General features: G+C 72.1%; 14 protein-coding genes. 8 read left to right on the top strand and 6 right to left on the bottom strand.

Annotation, left to right across the window (positions count from 1 at the left end; all coding sequences use genetic code 11):
• Positions 1 to 13 precede the first annotated feature (13 nt).
• Entirely contained in the window at positions 14 to 5,212 is a 5,199-nt protein-coding gene (locus tag ABEA26_RS12875) for a DNA repair ATPase (protein WP_345592071.1), read from the top strand.
• A gap of 68 nt (positions 5,213 to 5,280) precedes the next feature.
• On the opposite strand, the gene ABEA26_RS12870 is transcribed toward ABEA26_RS12875, so the two are convergent.
• Positions 5,281 to 6,387, bottom strand: a complete 1,107-nt coding sequence (locus ABEA26_RS12870) for a winged helix DNA-binding domain-containing protein (RefSeq protein ID WP_345592069.1) — start codon at positions 6,385 to 6,387, stop codon at positions 5,281 to 5,283.
• A gap of 92 nt (positions 6,388 to 6,479) precedes the next feature.
• Positions 6,480 to 6,902, bottom strand: coding sequence for a VOC family protein (locus ABEA26_RS12865; protein WP_345592067.1), 423 nt, complete (start codon positions 6,900 to 6,902; stop codon positions 6,480 to 6,482).
• A 110-nt stretch (positions 6,903 to 7,012) separates the two neighbouring features.
• Here ABEA26_RS12865 and ABEA26_RS12860 point away from each other — a divergent pair, with 110 nt between their 5' ends.
• The 3 genes from ABEA26_RS12860 (at position 7,013) to ABEA26_RS12850 (ending at position 9,177) form a co-directional block, all read left to right on the top strand.
• The gene (locus tag ABEA26_RS12860) at positions 7,013 to 7,996 is read left to right on the top strand and encodes a helix-turn-helix transcriptional regulator (protein ID WP_345592065.1); all 984 of its coding nucleotides are present in this window, start codon (positions 7,013 to 7,015) and stop codon (positions 7,994 to 7,996) included.
• Positions 7,997 to 8,072: 76 nt separating this feature from the next.
• The gene (locus ABEA26_RS12855; protein ID WP_345592123.1) at positions 8,073 to 8,480 is read left to right on the top strand and encodes an Lrp/AsnC family transcriptional regulator; all 408 of its coding nucleotides are present in this window, start codon (positions 8,073 to 8,075) and stop codon (positions 8,478 to 8,480) included.
• A gap of 241 nt (positions 8,481 to 8,721) precedes the next feature.
• A complete protein-coding gene (locus tag ABEA26_RS12850; RefSeq protein ID WP_345592063.1) occupies positions 8,722 to 9,177 on the top strand; it encodes a hypothetical protein in 456 nt (151 codons plus the stop codon).
• Positions 9,178 to 9,266: 89 nt separating this feature from the next.
• Here the strand turns inward: ABEA26_RS12850 and ABEA26_RS12845 are convergent, their stop codons facing one another.
• A complete protein-coding gene (locus tag ABEA26_RS12845) occupies positions 9,267 to 10,346 on the bottom strand; it encodes an alkene reductase (protein ID WP_345592061.1) in 1,080 nt (359 codons plus the stop codon).
• A 107-nt stretch (positions 10,347 to 10,453) separates the two neighbouring features.
• Between ABEA26_RS12845 and ABEA26_RS12840 the strand changes: the two genes are divergently transcribed.
• Positions 10,454 to 10,924 (top strand): MerR family transcriptional regulator, encoded by a 471-nt coding sequence (locus ABEA26_RS12840; RefSeq protein WP_345592059.1) that lies wholly within the window; start codon positions 10,454 to 10,456, stop codon positions 10,922 to 10,924.
• 663 nt (positions 10,925 to 11,587) lie between these two features.
• On the opposite strand, the gene ABEA26_RS12835 is transcribed toward ABEA26_RS12840, so the two are convergent.
• Together ABEA26_RS12835 and ABEA26_RS12830 are read right to left on the bottom strand one after the other, a co-directional pair.
• On the bottom strand, positions 11,588 to 12,286 hold the full coding sequence (locus ABEA26_RS12835) for a permease prefix domain 1-containing protein (RefSeq protein WP_345592057.1): 699 nt from the start codon (positions 12,284 to 12,286) through the stop codon (positions 11,588 to 11,590).
• Entirely contained in the window at positions 12,283 to 12,624 is a 342-nt protein-coding gene (locus ABEA26_RS12830; RefSeq protein WP_345592055.1) for a PadR family transcriptional regulator, read from the bottom strand. Before ABEA26_RS12830 ends, ABEA26_RS12835 begins: the two co-directional genes overlap by 4 nt.
• An 83-nt stretch (positions 12,625 to 12,707) precedes the next feature.
• Here ABEA26_RS12830 and ABEA26_RS12825 point away from each other — a divergent pair, with 83 nt between their 5' ends.
• The 3 genes from ABEA26_RS12825 (at position 12,708) to ABEA26_RS36330 (ending at position 14,673) form a co-directional block, all read left to right on the top strand.
• A complete protein-coding gene (locus tag ABEA26_RS12825) occupies positions 12,708 to 13,181 on the top strand; it encodes a DUF2269 family protein (RefSeq protein ID WP_345592053.1) in 474 nt (157 codons plus the stop codon).
• Positions 13,182 to 13,274: 93 nt separating this feature from the next.
• Positions 13,275 to 13,949 carry an HD domain-containing protein gene (locus tag ABEA26_RS12820; protein WP_345592051.1) on the top strand — a complete coding sequence of 225 codons (675 nt, stop codon included), beginning with the start codon at positions 13,275 to 13,277 and terminating at the stop codon, positions 13,947 to 13,949.
• Between the two features lie 301 nt (positions 13,950 to 14,250).
• Positions 14,251 to 14,673, top strand: coding sequence for a transposase (locus ABEA26_RS36330; protein ID WP_425587828.1), 423 nt, complete (start codon positions 14,251 to 14,253; stop codon positions 14,671 to 14,673).
• Here the strand turns inward: ABEA26_RS36330 and ABEA26_RS12815 are convergent.
• A complete protein-coding gene (locus ABEA26_RS12815; protein ID WP_345592050.1) occupies positions 14,574 to 15,536 on the bottom strand; it encodes a hypothetical protein in 963 nt (320 codons plus the stop codon). The genes ABEA26_RS36330 and ABEA26_RS12815 overlap by 100 nt on opposite strands.
• Between the last annotated feature and the right edge of the window lie 43 nt (positions 15,537 to 15,579).

Below are 15,579 nucleotides of genomic sequence, written 5' to 3'. Positions count from 1 at the left end.
GGAAAGGAACCCCATGGCAACCGGGGCGGACAGCAGCGCGCACGAGACGCCGGACACGGGCCCGCGCGCGACGCCGGGCGGTGGCCCGCGCGCAACTTCGGGCGGTGGCCCGCACGTGGCGTCGGCCGGTGGTACGCGCGCAACGCCGGGCGGCAGCCCGCACGATGCGCTGGACACGGGTACCTACGAGGTGCTGCGTGACCGGCTCGCCGCGCAGGCCGCCGAGCTCGCCCGGCGCTCCGAGGCGCTCAACACCCGCCGGGTCGAGGAGTTCGGCTCGGTCCGCCTCGAACTCACCGGCACCGAGCGGCTGCACACCGCCGGCGCCTGTGTTCCCGCCGACGTCGTGGCCGTCGGGGAGACGCTGCTCGTCGGCTACAACACGGCCCACGCGGCTCCCACGGCCCCGGCGGCCACCACGGCCGGCTCCGAGCCGGCCGTGGGCGACGTCTTCGCGCTGCACGGCCGCGACCTCGGCCGGCTCCCCGAGGACGCCGTGCCGGGCCTCCTCGACGACCCCGCCTTCGTCCGGGAGTTCGGAGCCCTGTACCGCTACTACCGGCAGGCCACGCTCATGCGGTTGCGCCGCGTCGAGGGCAGACTGCTCGCGGTCTTCCGGACCGGTGAGAAGGCCGACGACATCCGCGTACTGCGCTGGGCGCTCGACGACGGCGGACGGGCGTCCTTCCTGGACGCCCGGGGCGACCGGGACCACGTCCTGCCGCCCTCCCACGACCTCACATGGACCGGGGCGACCCGCGAGGACCACGTCCTCGGCCGTCACCCGCACGTCTCCGTCCGGGGCGAGGTATTCGTCGCGACCGTCGGAGGCGCGCTCACCGTCAAGGCGGAGAACGACACCGGGACGGGGGAGGGGATCCACAGCGAACCGGTCGTCGAGCCGCTGCAGTCCCTCGCCGACGCGGACATCGCCCACGCCCGGGTCGGCGCGCTGATCCTGCTGCGGATCCGTCCCTACAAGGAGGAGACCCACCGGTACCTGGTCTTCAACACGCTCACCCGGGAGGTGGTCCGCCGCGACGGCATCGGGCAGGCGTGCCGCCGCCTCCCCGACGACCAGGGCATCGTCTTCCCGGGGGGCCACTGCCTGGCCACCGGCGCCCACCGTACGTACGAACTCGACGTGAGCGGCCTGGAGTTCGAGCGCGAGGTGCGCTCGCCGAACGGCGAGGACGTCCTGTACGCGTTCCGGGCGTCTCAAGCCGCTCAAGCCGCTCAGGGGTCTCAGGGGTCTCAGGCGTTCGAAGCGTCTCGGAGATCCAGGACGTCCTCGGCGTCCCGGACCTCCCCGGCGTCCGGCGGGCCGGGACGCGTCCTGCTGCTGCCGTACAACCTGATCCGCAAGGAGGCCGCGACCCCGCTCTCCTGCCGGGGCTGGGCGCTGTCCGACGACGGCACGCTCACACTGCTGCGCACCGAGGACGGCGAGCCGGCCCGGGTGCACCCGGTCCAGCGGTGGTCCTCCCCGTACGTCTCGGACACCTACGCCGCCGCCCGGCCCGCCGGCAGCGGCCCGCTGGCCCGCATCGGCAACGCCGACCTCGTCCGGGGCATCTCCGACTGCCTCTCCGTGGCCCGTGCCGTCGCGGAGACCACCCCGACGAGCGAGGTGTACGAAGAGCTGGCCGCCGCCTGCGCCCGGGCCGCCGACGCCCACCACTGGCTGGGCGATCCGGAGGCCGGCGACCTCGCGGACCCGCTGGAGCGGGTACGGGAGACCGCCGAGCAGGTACTCGCCGAGTTCGAGAACGTGCAGGCCCTGACCCGGCAGGCCGCCGACGCGCTCGACGAGGCCGACGCGCGGCTCGCCGCGGTGGTGCGCCGGCTGCGCGGCGAGGCGCCGCGCGGGGCCGCCGCCTGGGTGACCGGGCTGGCCGAGCTGCGCCGGGCGCAGGGCCACCTGCTGACCCTCAGGGAGACCCGGTACACGGACACGGCCCGCGTCGACGAGCTCGCCGCCGGCGCCGAGGCCGACCTCGCGGCCTTCGGGCAGCGGGCCGTCACCCACCTGGCGCGCGAGGACGCCTTCGCCGGTCACCACGCGGACGTCGAGCGGCTCGTCGCGGACGCCGAGGCGATCGGCACCGCCGCCGAGGCCGCTCCCGTCGGGGCCCGCCTGGACGAGTTGGCGGAGGGGCTGGGCGCGGTGACCGAGGTCGTCGCCGGGCTCGACATCGCCGACGCCACCGTCCGCACCGCCATCCTGGAGCGCGTCGCCGAAGCCCTCGGCGGGGTCAACCGCGCCCGGGCGGTTCTCGGCACCCGCCACCGCGCCCTGCGCGACCAGGAGGGCCGCGCCGGGTTCGCCGCCGAGTTCGCGCTGCTCGGCCAGGCGGTCGCCGGCGCCCTCGCGGTGGCGGACAGCCCCGACGCCTGCGACGAGCAACTCACCCGCCTGCTGGTACAGGTGGAGAACCTGGAATCCCGGTTCGCCGACTTCGACGACTTCCTCGGCGAGCTCGCGGACAAGCGCGACGAGATCCACGAGACGCTCTCCGCGCGCAAGCAGTCCCTCGCCGACGCCCGCGCCCGCCGCGCCGAGCGCCTGGCGGACTCGGCGGCCCGCGTCCTGCGGACGGTCGTGCGCCGCGCCGCGACGCTCGCCGACCCGGACGCCGTCACCACCTTCTTCGCCTCCGACCCGATGCCCGCCAAGGTCCGCCGCACCGCCGGAGAACTCCGCGAACTCGGCTACCCGGTACGCGCGGACGAACTCGACGGCCGCCTCGACGCCGCCCGCCAGGAGGCGTCCCGCGCCCTGCGCGACCGCGCGGACCTGTACGCCGACGGGGGTCGCACCCTGCGCCTCGGCGGCCACCGCTTCGCGGTCAACACCCAGCCCCTCGACCTCACCCTCGTCCCGCACGGAGACGGCCTGGCCTTCGCCGTGACGGGAACCGACCACCGCTCACCGGTCACCGACCCGGACTTCGCCGCCACCCGCCCCTACTGGGACCGCCTGCTGCCGTCCGAGTCGCCCGACGTCTACCGCGCCGAACACCTCGCCGCCCGCCTGCTCGACGCCCACGGCCCGGCCGCCCTCGCGCAGACCGACGACCTGCCCGCCCTCGTACGGAGCGCGGCGGAGGAGGCGTACGACGAGGGCTACGAGCGGGGCGTCCACGACCACGACGCCACCCTGATCCTGACCGCCCTGCTGCGCCTGTACGACGCCGCCGGGCCGCTCTGCCACGAGCCCGCCGCCCGCGCCGCCGCCCAGCTGTTCTGGGCGCACGGCACGACGGCCGGGGCCCGGCAGGACTGGCGGCGGCGCGCGGTCTCCCTGACCCGCGCCCGGGACACGTTCGGGCTCGCGCCCGCCCTCGACGACCTGCGCCGGGAGCTGGCGGGGGCCGTCACCGCGGAGGCCACCGGCGGGAAGGGCGCAGGAGGGGCCCTCGGGGAGGTCACCGAAGAGGTCGCACAAGCCGCGGCCGCCTACCTCGTCGAGGAGCTCACCAGCGGCCCCGAAGGCTTCGTGCTCGGTGCCGGCACCCGCACCCTCCTGGACAAGTTCCGTCGCACGGTGGGCGGTCCGGCCTACGACGACGATCTCGCCGCCCTTGGCGACCCGGCCGCCCGCCGCCAGCTCGCCGAGGCGTGGCTCACCGCGTACACCGCGTCGACGGGCACGGACACCACGCCCGGCGACCTGGCCGAGGCGGTGGCCGCCGAACTCTGCCCGGATCTGCCCCGCTACCCGTGCGACGCCCCGCTGACGGAGACCGTACGGGGACTGCTCGGCAGCCACCCGCGCATCAGCGGCCGCGCACTCACGGTCCGTGTCGACGAGCTCCTCGCCCGTACCCGCGCGTTCCGCGCCCACGAGGTCCCCGGCCACCGCGCCTACCAGCGGTGCCGTGGCGCACTGGTGGCCGCGGAGCGGTCCCGGCTCCGCCTGGACGAGTTCCGTCCGCGCGTGATGACGGCCTTCGTGCGCAACCGGCTCATCGACGAGGTGTACCTCCCGCTGGTCGGCGACAGCCTCGCGAAGCAACTCGGCACCGTGGACGCCGCGCACCGCACCGGCACCGGTGGGCTGCTCCTCCTGGTCTCCCCGCCCGGCTACGGCAAGACGACGCTCATGGAGTACGTAGCCGACCGCCTCGGCCTCATGCTGGTGAAGATCAGCGGCCCGGCGCTGGGGCACGGCGTGACCTCGCTCGACCCGGCCGAGGCCCCGAACGCCACCGCCCGACAGGAGATCGAGAAGATCAACTTCGCGCTGGCGGCGGGTGGCAACACCCTCCTGTACCTGGACGACATCCAGCACACCTCGCCCGAGCTGCTCCAGAAGTTCATCCCGCTGTGCGACGCCACCCGCCGCGTCGACGGCGTACGGGACGGCCGGCCGCACACCTACGACCTGCGCGGGAAGCGCTTCGCCGTCTGCATGGCCGGCAATCCCTACACCGAGTCGGGCAGCCGCTTCCAGGTGCCCGACATGCTTGCCAACCGCGCCGACGTCTGGAACCTCGGCGACGTCCTGACGGGCAAGCGGCCCGCCTTCGAACTGAGCTTCGTCGAGAACGCCCTCACCGCCAACCCGGTCCTGGCCCCGCTCGCCGGCCGCGACCGCGCCGACCTCGACCTGCTGCTCCGCATCGCCGAGGACGACCCGACCGCCCGGACGGACCGGCTCGCCCACCCCTACGCCCCGGCCGAACTGGAACGCGTCCTCGCCGTCCTGCGCCACCTGCTCGCCGCCCGCGCGACGGTCCTCGCGGTGAACGCCGCGTACATCGCCTCCGCCGCCCAGTCGGACGGCACCCGCACCGAACCGCCCTTCCGGCTGCAGGGTTCGTACCGCAACATGAACAGGATCGCCCAGCGGATCCAGCCGGTCATGAACGACGCCGAGCTGTCGGCACTGATCGAGGACCACTACCGGGCCGAGGCCCAGACCCTCACCTCGGGCGCCGAGGCGAACCTGCTGAAGCTGGCGGAACTGCGCGGCACGCTCACCGCCTCACAGGCCGCGCGCTGGACGGGGTTGAAGGCCGCCCACCAGCGCGCCCAGGCGCTCGGCGGCCCGGAGGACGACCAGCTGACCCGTGCCGTCGCCGCCCTCGGCCTGCTCGCCGACCGGATCGCGGCCGTCGAGTCGGCGATCGACCGCGCCGTCGGCCCGCCGCACCGGACGGCCGGTGCGCACGCCCGGCACGACACCGGAGGCGGGGAGCGGCCATGACCTCGCCCTCCTGCCTCGCCGCCAGTCGGCCACCTCCCGAGTTCCGCTCACCGCCGACGGCTTCGCGCTCAGCCGACGGTGGCGGCGGGGGCCGTGAACTCCACCTCGTCGATGTCCTGATCCAGGAAGGCGGCCAGGTTCCCGGCCTCTTCCCCGACGGCCTCCCGCTCCCGGGAGAAGAGGGGTCGCAGGGGCGTCACCCGGAGTCGTCGTTCGTGCGTGGTCCAGGTGGCGGCGACGCGTCCGTCGACGAGTACGGCGCGCAGGCCCGCGACGGAGAGGCCGAGGTGGGCTTCGTCGATGACGCGGCCGCGGTCGTGGTAGCCGAGGATCGCGTTGTCGAAGGCGGGGAGGAACCGGACGGGGGCGGGCGTCTCCGGGGAGGGGCGTGGCGCGTCGGGCAGGTCGAGCAGTTTCCGGCCGCGTTCGTCGCGGAAGACGACCAGCTCGTCCCGGAGGGCTTCGACCGCGGCGGGCAGACCGGCCAGGCCGCTCCAGGCGCGGATGTCCGCGGAGGCGGCCGGCCCGTAGGCGGCGAGGTAGCGGCGCACGAGCTGCTGTCCGACCGGGTCGTCGGCGCCGTCGGGCAGCGGGTCGGGCTCGCGTCCGAGCCAGGTGGCCAGGGGGAGGTTCCGTACGCCTGCCTTCGTCTGCCACAGCCCGCGCGGGGGAAGCTGGGCCATCGGGACGAGGGCGGCGACGAGGAGTTCGCCCAGGGCGCGGCGCGGTGGGCCGGGCCGGCGGTCCTGGACCTCCCGTACCAGCTCGGTCATCGTGCGGGGCCGGTGGTCGGCCATGACCGCCCGGCCGGCCGCGGCGACTTCACCGGGGTCGATGCCGGCGAGCTCGCGTCGGTAGGTGGCCAGCACGCGCTGGCGCAGCATGGCGTCGTGACGGGACCGCCAGGCGAGTGCGTCGTCGCCGGTGACCAGGTGGACGGTGCGGCGCATCAGATGGGTGCGCACGACGTGCCGGCCCGTCAGTGCCCGGTCGAGCCGGTCGGGCGTGAAGGCGTGCAGTCTCGACCACAGTCCGGTGAAGGGTTCCTGCGGTTCCTGGGCCTGCAGGCCGCACAGATGTGCCACCGCCTCCCGGACCGGGGCGCCGGTGCGTTCGAGCAGGTACTGGCGGGCGAGGGTGGCGCGGTTGAGAGCGCGTGCGCTGAGGACGGTCATGGCCCCTTGCCGGTGGGTCGGACGGATCGGGTGGGTCGGACGGGCCGGGCGGGTCGGACGGGCCGGTAGCTTCTGGCAGGTCGGGGAGGGGATCAGCCGTTGTACGGGGCCGTCACGTCCAGGACCCAGGTCACCCCGAAGCGGTCGGTGAGCATGCCGTACAGCGGGGCCCACTGCGACGGCGCCAGAGGCTGCACCACCGTCGACCCCTCCGCCAGCTTCTGCCAGAGGAAACCGATCTCCTCCGGGTCGTCACCGCGCACGGAGACGAAGAACGAGCTGTCGCCCTGCTCCCAGGGCAGGTGGGAGGGCACGTCGTACGCCATGACGTGGAAGCCGTCGGCGTCCGCGACCTCGCCCCACACCACCCAGTCCGCTTCGTTCTCGTTGGGCACGTTGCCCGTGTCCTTGTAGGTGACGGCAGTGACGCGACCGCCGAAGACGGACCCGTAGTGGTCCAGCGCCGCGCGTGCGTCGCCCCGGAAGTTCAGGTGGGTGGTGGTCGTGACGGACATGGTCGTCTCCTTGTTCTCCGTCGGCTCGCCTGCTCTCGGCGGCTCGTGGGACCCACCGTTCCAGGGGTAGCGGACAGGTTGTGTCCTCTACCGCGGGCACACTGGTGGGCATGCGGAAGACGTCCTCGCGGTTGCTGTCACTGCTCTCCCTGCTCCAGACGCACCGCGACTGGTCCGGTGACGACCTCGCCGAGCGGCTCGACATCACCCCGCGCACCGTGCGCCGCGACATCGACCGCCTGCGGGAACTCGGCTACCCGATCCGTGCCTTCAAGGGCCCTTCCGGCGGCTACCGCCTGGACGCCGGTTCGCAGTTGCCCCCGCTGCTGTTCGACGACGGCCAGGCCGTCGCCCTGGCGCTGGCCCTCCAGTCCGCGGTCGCCGGCACCGCGATCGGCGAGGACGCCGCACGGGCCCTGGCCACCGTCCGCCAGGTCATGCCGCCCCGCCTGCGCCGGCGGATCGACATGCTCCGGGTCGCCGCGGTCCCGCCAGCCGGGGCCGGCGACACGTCCCCGGCCGGCACGCGGCTCCTCATGGAGCTGAGCCGCGTCGTCCACGCCCGTGAGGAACTGCGCTTCGACTACGGGAGCGACTCCACCGGTCCGGACGAACGGCCCCGGCGCACGCAGCCGCACCGCCTCGTCACCTGGCGGGGTCACTGGTATCTGATCGCCTGGGACCTGGAACGTGACGACTGGCGCACCTTCCGTGTCGACCGCGTACGTCCCCGCATCCCCACCGGCCCGCGCTTCACCCCACGCGACCTTCCCGGCGAGGACGTGGCCGCGTTCGTCACCGGCCGCTTCCGGGGCACCGACGGCTCCACCGCCGACTGGCCCTGCCGTGGAGAGGTCCTCCTCGACCTCCCCGCGCGGAGCGTGGCGCCCTTCGCGCAGGACGGAGTCGTCGAAGAACTCGGCTCGGACCGCTGTCGCCTGACGCTCGGTTCCTGGTCGTGGACCGGCCTGGCCGCCGCGGTCTGCCGCTTCGACACCGGCATCGAGGTCATCGGCCCGCCACAACTGACCAGCGCCTTCGCGGAACTCGCCGCGCGGTGCGCCGACGCCGCGGGCACGACCGGGACGCCATGAGGATCCCGCGAGCCCTCCCGACCTTCCCGAGCCTCACGCGGGAACGCGCGGCCGGCCACGGTGGGCACCGTTTCATCTGAGACTGGACGGGCGTCTGTCCAACGTCGAGCTGGCCAAGCGGGTGGGCCTGACGCCTCCGCCCTGCCTCCGCCGCGTCAAACGCCTGGAGGACGCCGGCGTCATCGCCGGGTACCGGGCCGTCATCGACGCCGAGGCGCTGGGGCGCGGGCTGGAGGTCCTCATCGACGTCGAGATCTACGCCAACGACCGCAGGACCACCGAGGAGTTCGAGGCCACGGTGGCTTCCTACGAGGAGGTCGTCGAGTTCCGGCGGATGTACGGCCGCCCCGACTCTTTCGTCCGCGTCGCCGTCGCCGACCACGCCGCCTACGAATCCTTCCTCACCCAAAAACTCAGCGGCCTGCCCGCCGTCCTGCGCCTCCCCTCCCACCTCACCATGAAGACGATCAAGGTGAACGGCTGAGCCCCGACCCCGCCCGGCCCGGGGCCGCTCGCGCGCTCGTGCCGTAACCCACACGGAGGGGCCCGCGCCCCTCGTGGCCCGCCCGGTGTGCGGTCGCACGCGGGGAGCATGCGACGTGCGGCGCGAGCACCGGCGTCAGCTCCCCGAGTGGTTTGGCCGTCGGCCCGGACGACCGGACACCACCGGCCCCTACCTTCTCCCTGAGTAGCCGTACGGCTACCCGAAGTGAAAGGGGAGAGGTATGCGTTTCACGTCCACGGGGCGGCTGGTGGCCGCCGCCTCGACAGCTGTTCTACTGCTCGGCGGGGCCGTCACCTCGGCACAGGCGGCGGCGCCCGGACCCGTTCTGTACTCGATCGACTTCTCCAACCCGCAGGAGCGCGACGACAACGACCTGCCCGAGCCCTACGGAAGGGTCTTCCTGCAGGCACCCTGGGGCCAGCAGACCGCGCTGTGGGAGCACCCGGACGTCGACATCAACACCCCCACGCTCGCGCGCTACCCGGACTCCGGCCCCTACGAGCTGAGGTACGCCGACCACCTCGTCACCGAGGTGTGCGCCTTCGTGGGCGAGGACGACACCGGCATCAACGTCGACGACGTCCTCGCCGACGGCTGCGTGCCGGTCGACGGTCCAGGCAGCTACACCGTCCGGGGTGCCGACGGGTCGGTCACCGTCAACCTGTACGACGTCTGACAATCCGCCACTGCCGTGGCCTCACCACGGGGCCACGGCAGGACGAAAGCGGTCGGCTTCCTGGCCGGCCGGGCGCGTATCCCGGCCGGTCAGGCCGCCGTGTGCTGGTACGTCGGATAGGTGAGGTATCCGGCGTCGCCGCCCTGGTAATAGGTGTTCTCGTCGGCGGGCGCGAGAGGCAGGTGCGAGCGCAGGCGTTCGACCAGGTCCGGGTTGGCGAGGAAGCCGCGGCCGAAGGCGATCAGGTCGGCGCCCAGGCCCAGCCAGTGGTCGGCTTCCGCCCTCCCGGCCTGCTTCGGGCCGCCGGGCAGGGTGGGGCTGACGATCAGGGTGCCGGGCCAGGCCTTGCGCAGTCGCACGAGTACGTCCTCGTCGGTGGTGGCCTCCACGTGCACGTAAGCGAGGTCGAAGCGGGCCAGTTCGGTCAGCAGGGCGGTGTTCAGCTCCGCCGCGTCGTCCTCGGTCACACCCCAGATACCGCCGCCGCCGGGTGACAGGCGGATGCCGGTGCGGGTCGCGCCCACGGTCTCGACGGTGGCGGCGACCGTCTCGACGGCGAAGCGGATCCGGTTGGTGACCGAGCCGCCGTAGCGGTCGTCGCGCAGGTTGGCGTTGGACGACAGGAACTGGGAGATCAGGTAGCCGTTGGCGCCGTGCAGTTCGACCCCGTCGAAGCCCGCGTCGACGGCGCGGCGGGCGGCGTCGACGTGGGACCGGACGTGCTCGGGGATCTCGTCGGTCTCCAGGGCCCGCGGCACGGGCATCGGCTGCGGGCCGCTCGGGGTGAACACGCTGCCCTCGCCGGGCACGGCCGACGGGCCGACCGGCTGGAGGCCCGTGGTCTCGTGGTGTGAGACCCGGCCGCCGTGCATGATCTGGGCGAAGACGCGTCCGCCGTTGGTGTGGACGGCGTCGGTCACCTGCCGCCAGGAGTCCGTCTGCTCGTCGGTGTACAGGCCGGGCGTGCCCGGGTTGGACTGCCCGACACGGCTGGGCTGGACGCCCTCCGTGACGATCAGCCCGGCCGTGGCGCGCTGTGCGTAGTAGGTGGCCATCGACGGGGTGGCCAGACCGCCGGCGGCGGCCCGGACACGGCTCATGGGGGCCATGACGGTCCGGTTGGGCAGCGTCAGTTCGCCGAGACGGTAGCTGCTGAACAGGGACGGCATGTCGGTTCTCCTCGTGTACGGGCACTCCGGCTGCCGAAGCGCACGGGTACGCTAAAACCTGACACCGGTGTCAGAGGCAAGTGAGAGGGCACCGAGGGAGGACGGTCATGCGGATCGGGGAACTCGCGGCACGCGCCGGAGTGAGTGTGCGGTCGTTGCGCTACTACGAGCAGCGGGGACTGCTCACCAGCGTCCGCACGCCGAGTGGACAACGGCAGTACACGGAACACGACGTGGACCGCGTCCGTTTCATCCAGGGGTTGTACGCGGCCGACCTCTCCAGCGGCACCATCGCCGAACTCATGCCGTGCCGTGACGCCCCGAGCACGCACAACTCCGACGCCACGCTGGAGCGCATGGCCCGCGAACGGGCGCGTATCACGGCGCAGATCGACGAGCTGCTGCGGGCCCGGGACACCCTCGACACCATGGTGGCCGTGGCCCGCGCCCACCGCGAGACCCTGCCGCACCCGGCCCCCGCCGCGGACGAACCGGCGGCGGCCCCCGGCCCGGTCCGGGGCGGGGCGGCCGGCGAGCCCGTCGGCCGCCCCGTGGTCGGAGCAGGACTTCGACGGTGATGGGCGGTTCGCGAACGCGGCGGCCGGCGACGACCTCACCGAGGCCCTTGAAGCCGATGGGTCGCTCGGCGTCGCCGTGTCCAGCCATGGAAAGCCGCAGTCCTGGCGGGAGCGCTGCTGGTGGGCGGAGTCGGTGAGTGCCTGTACTGGTCGGCCGACAGCTCACGCGCGCCGGCAGCCGGCCCCCATCCAGATCGAAGTCGCCGCCGGCGGCTCCGCCAGAGGGCGACTCCAGCAACCCGCCCCCCCTCACCGACTGGCGACCCCTGCGGGCCTTGCTGCCTACCGATACGGCCCAGCGGTAGGCGCCCCAGAGGGACAGCGGCTCCCCCCGGAACCGAGCCCGCTCAGGCCATCCGTCCGGCATACCGCCAGAGCCCGGAACGGCTACGGGAGAGGGCGCCCTGATCGGCTCCCGCGAACCTCACCGGCCGAAGCGGGCGGCGGAGCGGAGCGCCACCGCGGGGAGGAGGCCGGAGGACCTCGACCACGACTACCGCCTTACGAAAGCCCCTGTAGCAGGCCGCCTCCCGGAGGACGCGTGGTCCGTGCGACGGTGGCGCCTACCGGACCAACGCCCTGGTGTCCGCCACGGGGTGTGCGGCGAGGGCGAGTTGGTCGTCGCGTCCTCCGGTTCCTGCGCGGCTCAGGGCGGACACGTCGTCAGCCGGGCGGCCGGAAGGCGTCGGGCTGCGAGGTGGGCAGTCGGGCACAGTGACGGCAGGCACGGGCCGAAGCTGCGACTGCGGCGTGCGAGGCAGCCGCGAGCGCGCCGGCGAACGCGAGCAGTGGCCAGTTCGTGGCCAGGGCGGAGGTGGCGGCGAGCGCGAGCGTCGTGACCGCCATGGCGGTGCTGGCGGTGGTGCCGGCCCACGCGATCACGAGTGGCAGTCGGTGCGGTGTGGGCAGCCGGCGGCCGAGAGCGCCGGTGGCGGTCAGCGTGGCTGCGGCGACGAGCGCGGCGATGATCGCGACACCGGCCAGATGGACGGCCAGCAGCTGGGCCGTGCGCGGCAGCTGCCAGGAGTGAGCAGGGTCGGTGGTCCAGGCCAGGTACCAGCACGCGATCAGGAAGGGGCCGGTGAGAGCCACTGCCCGAGCGGTGTGTCGTGCCTGGGCGATGGTCAGTTCCCGTTGGCAGGCGGGCACGAGCTGGTCGATGCTCCCGAACTCTCGCACTGCTTGCTGGAAGGCGTGTTGGTAGGGCGTTCCCTCGCTGGTGTGCGCCGCGGCCGTGTCCGCGAGGCCTTCGCGTATCTCCTCGATCATCCGGGCCTTGGCTCGGGCCGGTCCGTGCAGGGCGGCTGTCAGGGCCGCCACGTAGTCCTTGACGAGGTCGGGTTGCCGACCGGTGGCGTTCACGTGACCGGCCCGGGCGGGACGACCGGGTTCAGGACCGAGCCGATCGCTGTGGTGAACTCGCTCCACGCCGACCGCTCGCCGGCCAGAGTGCGCCGTCCCGCGTCGGTGAGCTCGTAACACCGACGACGCCGGTCGCCGGCGGATTGCCAACTGCTGCTCAGCAGCCCGAGCCGCTCCAGTCGGTTCAGGGCCGGGTAGATCGTGCCGGTGCGCAGCTCCAGTACGCCCCCGCTGCGGCGTTGCACCGCGGCGATGATCGCGTACCCGTGCAGCGGGCCCGACTCCAGCACGGCCAGCAGCAGCCCATCCAGATGCCCTCGTACCGCGTCTGCCTTCATAGGTAGGCAGCCTACCCAAGATTGCCGTAGGCAGTGTATGTATTGGCAGCCAACCTATTCGCGCTCTGACTCGGAGGCCCGCGGTGACCAAGCTGCTGTTGTCCGTACACGTACTCGCGGCGATCCTGGCGGTCGGCTCGATCAGCGTGGCCGCCTCGATGTTCCCGCGCTATGCGTTGGGGGCACTCGGCGGCGACGAACAGGGCATGCGGTCCGCTGCAATCGCTTCGCTGCTGCACCGGATCTGCCGGGGCTACGCCGTCGCCGGTCTCGCGGTGCCCGTACTCGGAATCGCCACCGGCGCCTGGATGGGCGTCCTCTCCGACACCTGGCTGATCGCGTCGCTGGCGTTGACCGTGATTGCCGCGGCCATCCTCGCGTTGGCCATCCTGCCCGGCCAGCAACGCCTGCTCGCCCAGGCCCAGAACGTTCCCACCCTGGAAGCGGCGCGTCCCCGGGCGGCCCGCCTGACCATGATCACCGGCATCTTCAACGTCCTCTGGGCGATCGTCGTCGTCTTGATGATCGTCCGCCCCGGCTCCACCACGGGCGCGTGACTCCCTTCCGCACGCTACGGATCACGCCGCAACGCATCCCGAACCGTGCCCGAGTGAGCCGCCCCCTCCTCACCGGCCCAGGAAGGCTGACCGATGGACAACACCTACGACGACCTCCCTTTCCCCCGTACCGACCTTGCGTTCAAAGCGGTGCGCTACGTGAAAGGCATCGAGGACCCTGCGATCTTCAACCACAGCATGCGCAGTTATCTCTACGGGCGCTTCCTCGGCGAGCAGCAAGGCCTGCAACCCGACCGTGACTATGACGACGAACTGCTGTTCCTGGGGTGCCTTCTGCACGACTCCGGACTCAGCGCCGAGGGCAACGGTGATCAAGGCTTCGATATCGACGGCGCCGACCTGGCCGCACGCTTCCTCACCGATCAGGGACTGTCACCGGAGAAGATCGACGTCGTGTGGGACGCTGTCGCCCTCCACCTGCACTACGAGATCGCCACCCGTAAGCGCCCGGAAATCGCACTGGTCACTGTCGGAGCCGGATACGACCTCGGCCCCGATGGGACGCACGCCCTCCCGGACGGCTATGTGGATCGCGTCCATGCCGCGTTGCCTCGCCTGCATGGCGCGGCCGTGCTGTACGACGTGATCGTCGGTCAGGCACTCGACAAACCGTCCAAGGCCCCGCCCTTCAGCATGCCGGGCGAGCTTGTCCGTCAGAGAACCAAGGAAGCCTGGCCCACCTGGGAACAACTGATGACCCAACCGCCCTCCTGGAACGACTACGACGGCTATCAGTCACGGACGTGAGCACGGACGCGGCCCTTGCGGTCAGGCCCGGAGGCCATCCGGCCGACCGAGGGCCACTGGCGGTTGTGCCGTGTCGACGACGGCGCCCCAGGATGAGGGGGATTCCTCGGATCACCGTCACGGGGCGGGGAGTACGGCGGCACGCCCGCCCGGCAGGGCACATCTGAGCCCCGGCCGAACCAACGTGCCCTCACAATGCCCTGGCCACCCGGCAGCCCCTGCGGCACACGACGCGGGCGGAGCCCGAAGGCCCCGCCCGGGTCCCGCACGATGAGCTGTACTGAGATTTGTGGAGTCCCTGATGCCAGGGTTACCTTCCTGGCGAAGGAGATCGACCAGCACCATGGCAGCACCCCGTAAATACCTCGACGAGCTTCGCGAGCGCGCGATCCGTGAGGTCCGCGCCACCGGCCGCTCCATCGCCCACGTCGCGAAGGATCTGGGCATCCACCACCGGGCAGCCGGTCTGCAACGAATCGAAGAGTGGCCTTCGATAAAGCTTGAACTCAACAGCAACAGGGACTGCAACGAGTGTTGGCTCCACTTAGGCGTGTGGAGCCAACGCTTGTTTTGCCTAACGAGGCGACCGCTGGCTTGGGCAACGGAAGGGACTTTACGACGAAGCTATGCCGTCGGCGGCTCAGGGATGCGCCAGGTGATGCGGAACCGCTGGTCCGGCGGGAGCCCGAATCTGCCCACCGGGCCGATCGCCTTGATGAGATAGCCAAAGAGCTGATGGTGGGCTTCCTCGGAGAGTTCATGCCAGGTCTCCGGTGTCGCGGTCATGACCTCCCGCATCAAAGACACGTCCGATTCGGCGCGCAGCATCTCGATACGGTCCTCACGGTCCATGGTCTCGTCAGCATGCATGGCGCTGATCGACCGCTGAAGGAGGTTCGGCTCGACCGCCAGGCGCTGGAGTATCCGGTCGCAGCCATAGCGGAAGGCCGTTCGCATTTCGACCGCTTCCTGGTCCGGATAGTGGTAGCCGAAGGGGCTGCCCTCCTCGGCGCCCAGGTAGTCGCCCTTCAGGGTTCGCAGGAGAGCACGTAGAGCAAACTCGGCACCGTTCTCCTCGATGAGGCGGACACCAACCTGCACCCATTCGTCCTCCGAGATCACAGGCTCGTGCGGCACCGCGAGCGAGGGGGCGATCTCAATGGCGTTGAACGGGTTAATCATCACGCCGACGACCGCCTCAGCGGTCCACTGCCCGACAACCGTGCCCCAACCCTGTGACAGTGCCAGTTCCCGGGCCGACTTCATGCCACCCGGCTCTCCCTCCCGTACTGCGCGCCATAGGGGAAGGAACCGCGCCACCTCGGCCGTCGGGTCTCGGGGTGGATCGACGCAGGCGCCGGCGAGCACCGCCACGATCGACTGCACGGTTTCCCAGCGCGGGACGTTCAGGCCCTTGAGGGTCGTACGGACTCCCTCATGGCTGACGACCGCCGGGTGGTCGCCCTCAGCGATCAGGGCGCTCACCTTTCGCATGCCGGGGCGGCCTGCCGCCCGGTGGAGCTCCTGGAGGGCGCGTACCAGCTCCTCGTGGGCTTCGTTCGGAAGAGAGACGGTGTTGGGAGTCACGAAACGACAGATCCCTTCGATCTTTCAGATAACGGCCTGAATG

This window comes from Streptomyces marokkonensis (genome assembly GCF_039539045.1).
Taxonomy (GTDB): domain Bacteria; phylum Actinomycetota; class Actinomycetes; order Streptomycetales; family Streptomycetaceae; genus Streptomyces; species Streptomyces marokkonensis.
The sequence above is the reverse complement of the archived record's forward strand: the minus strand, read 5'-3'. Positions and strand labels throughout refer to the sequence as shown.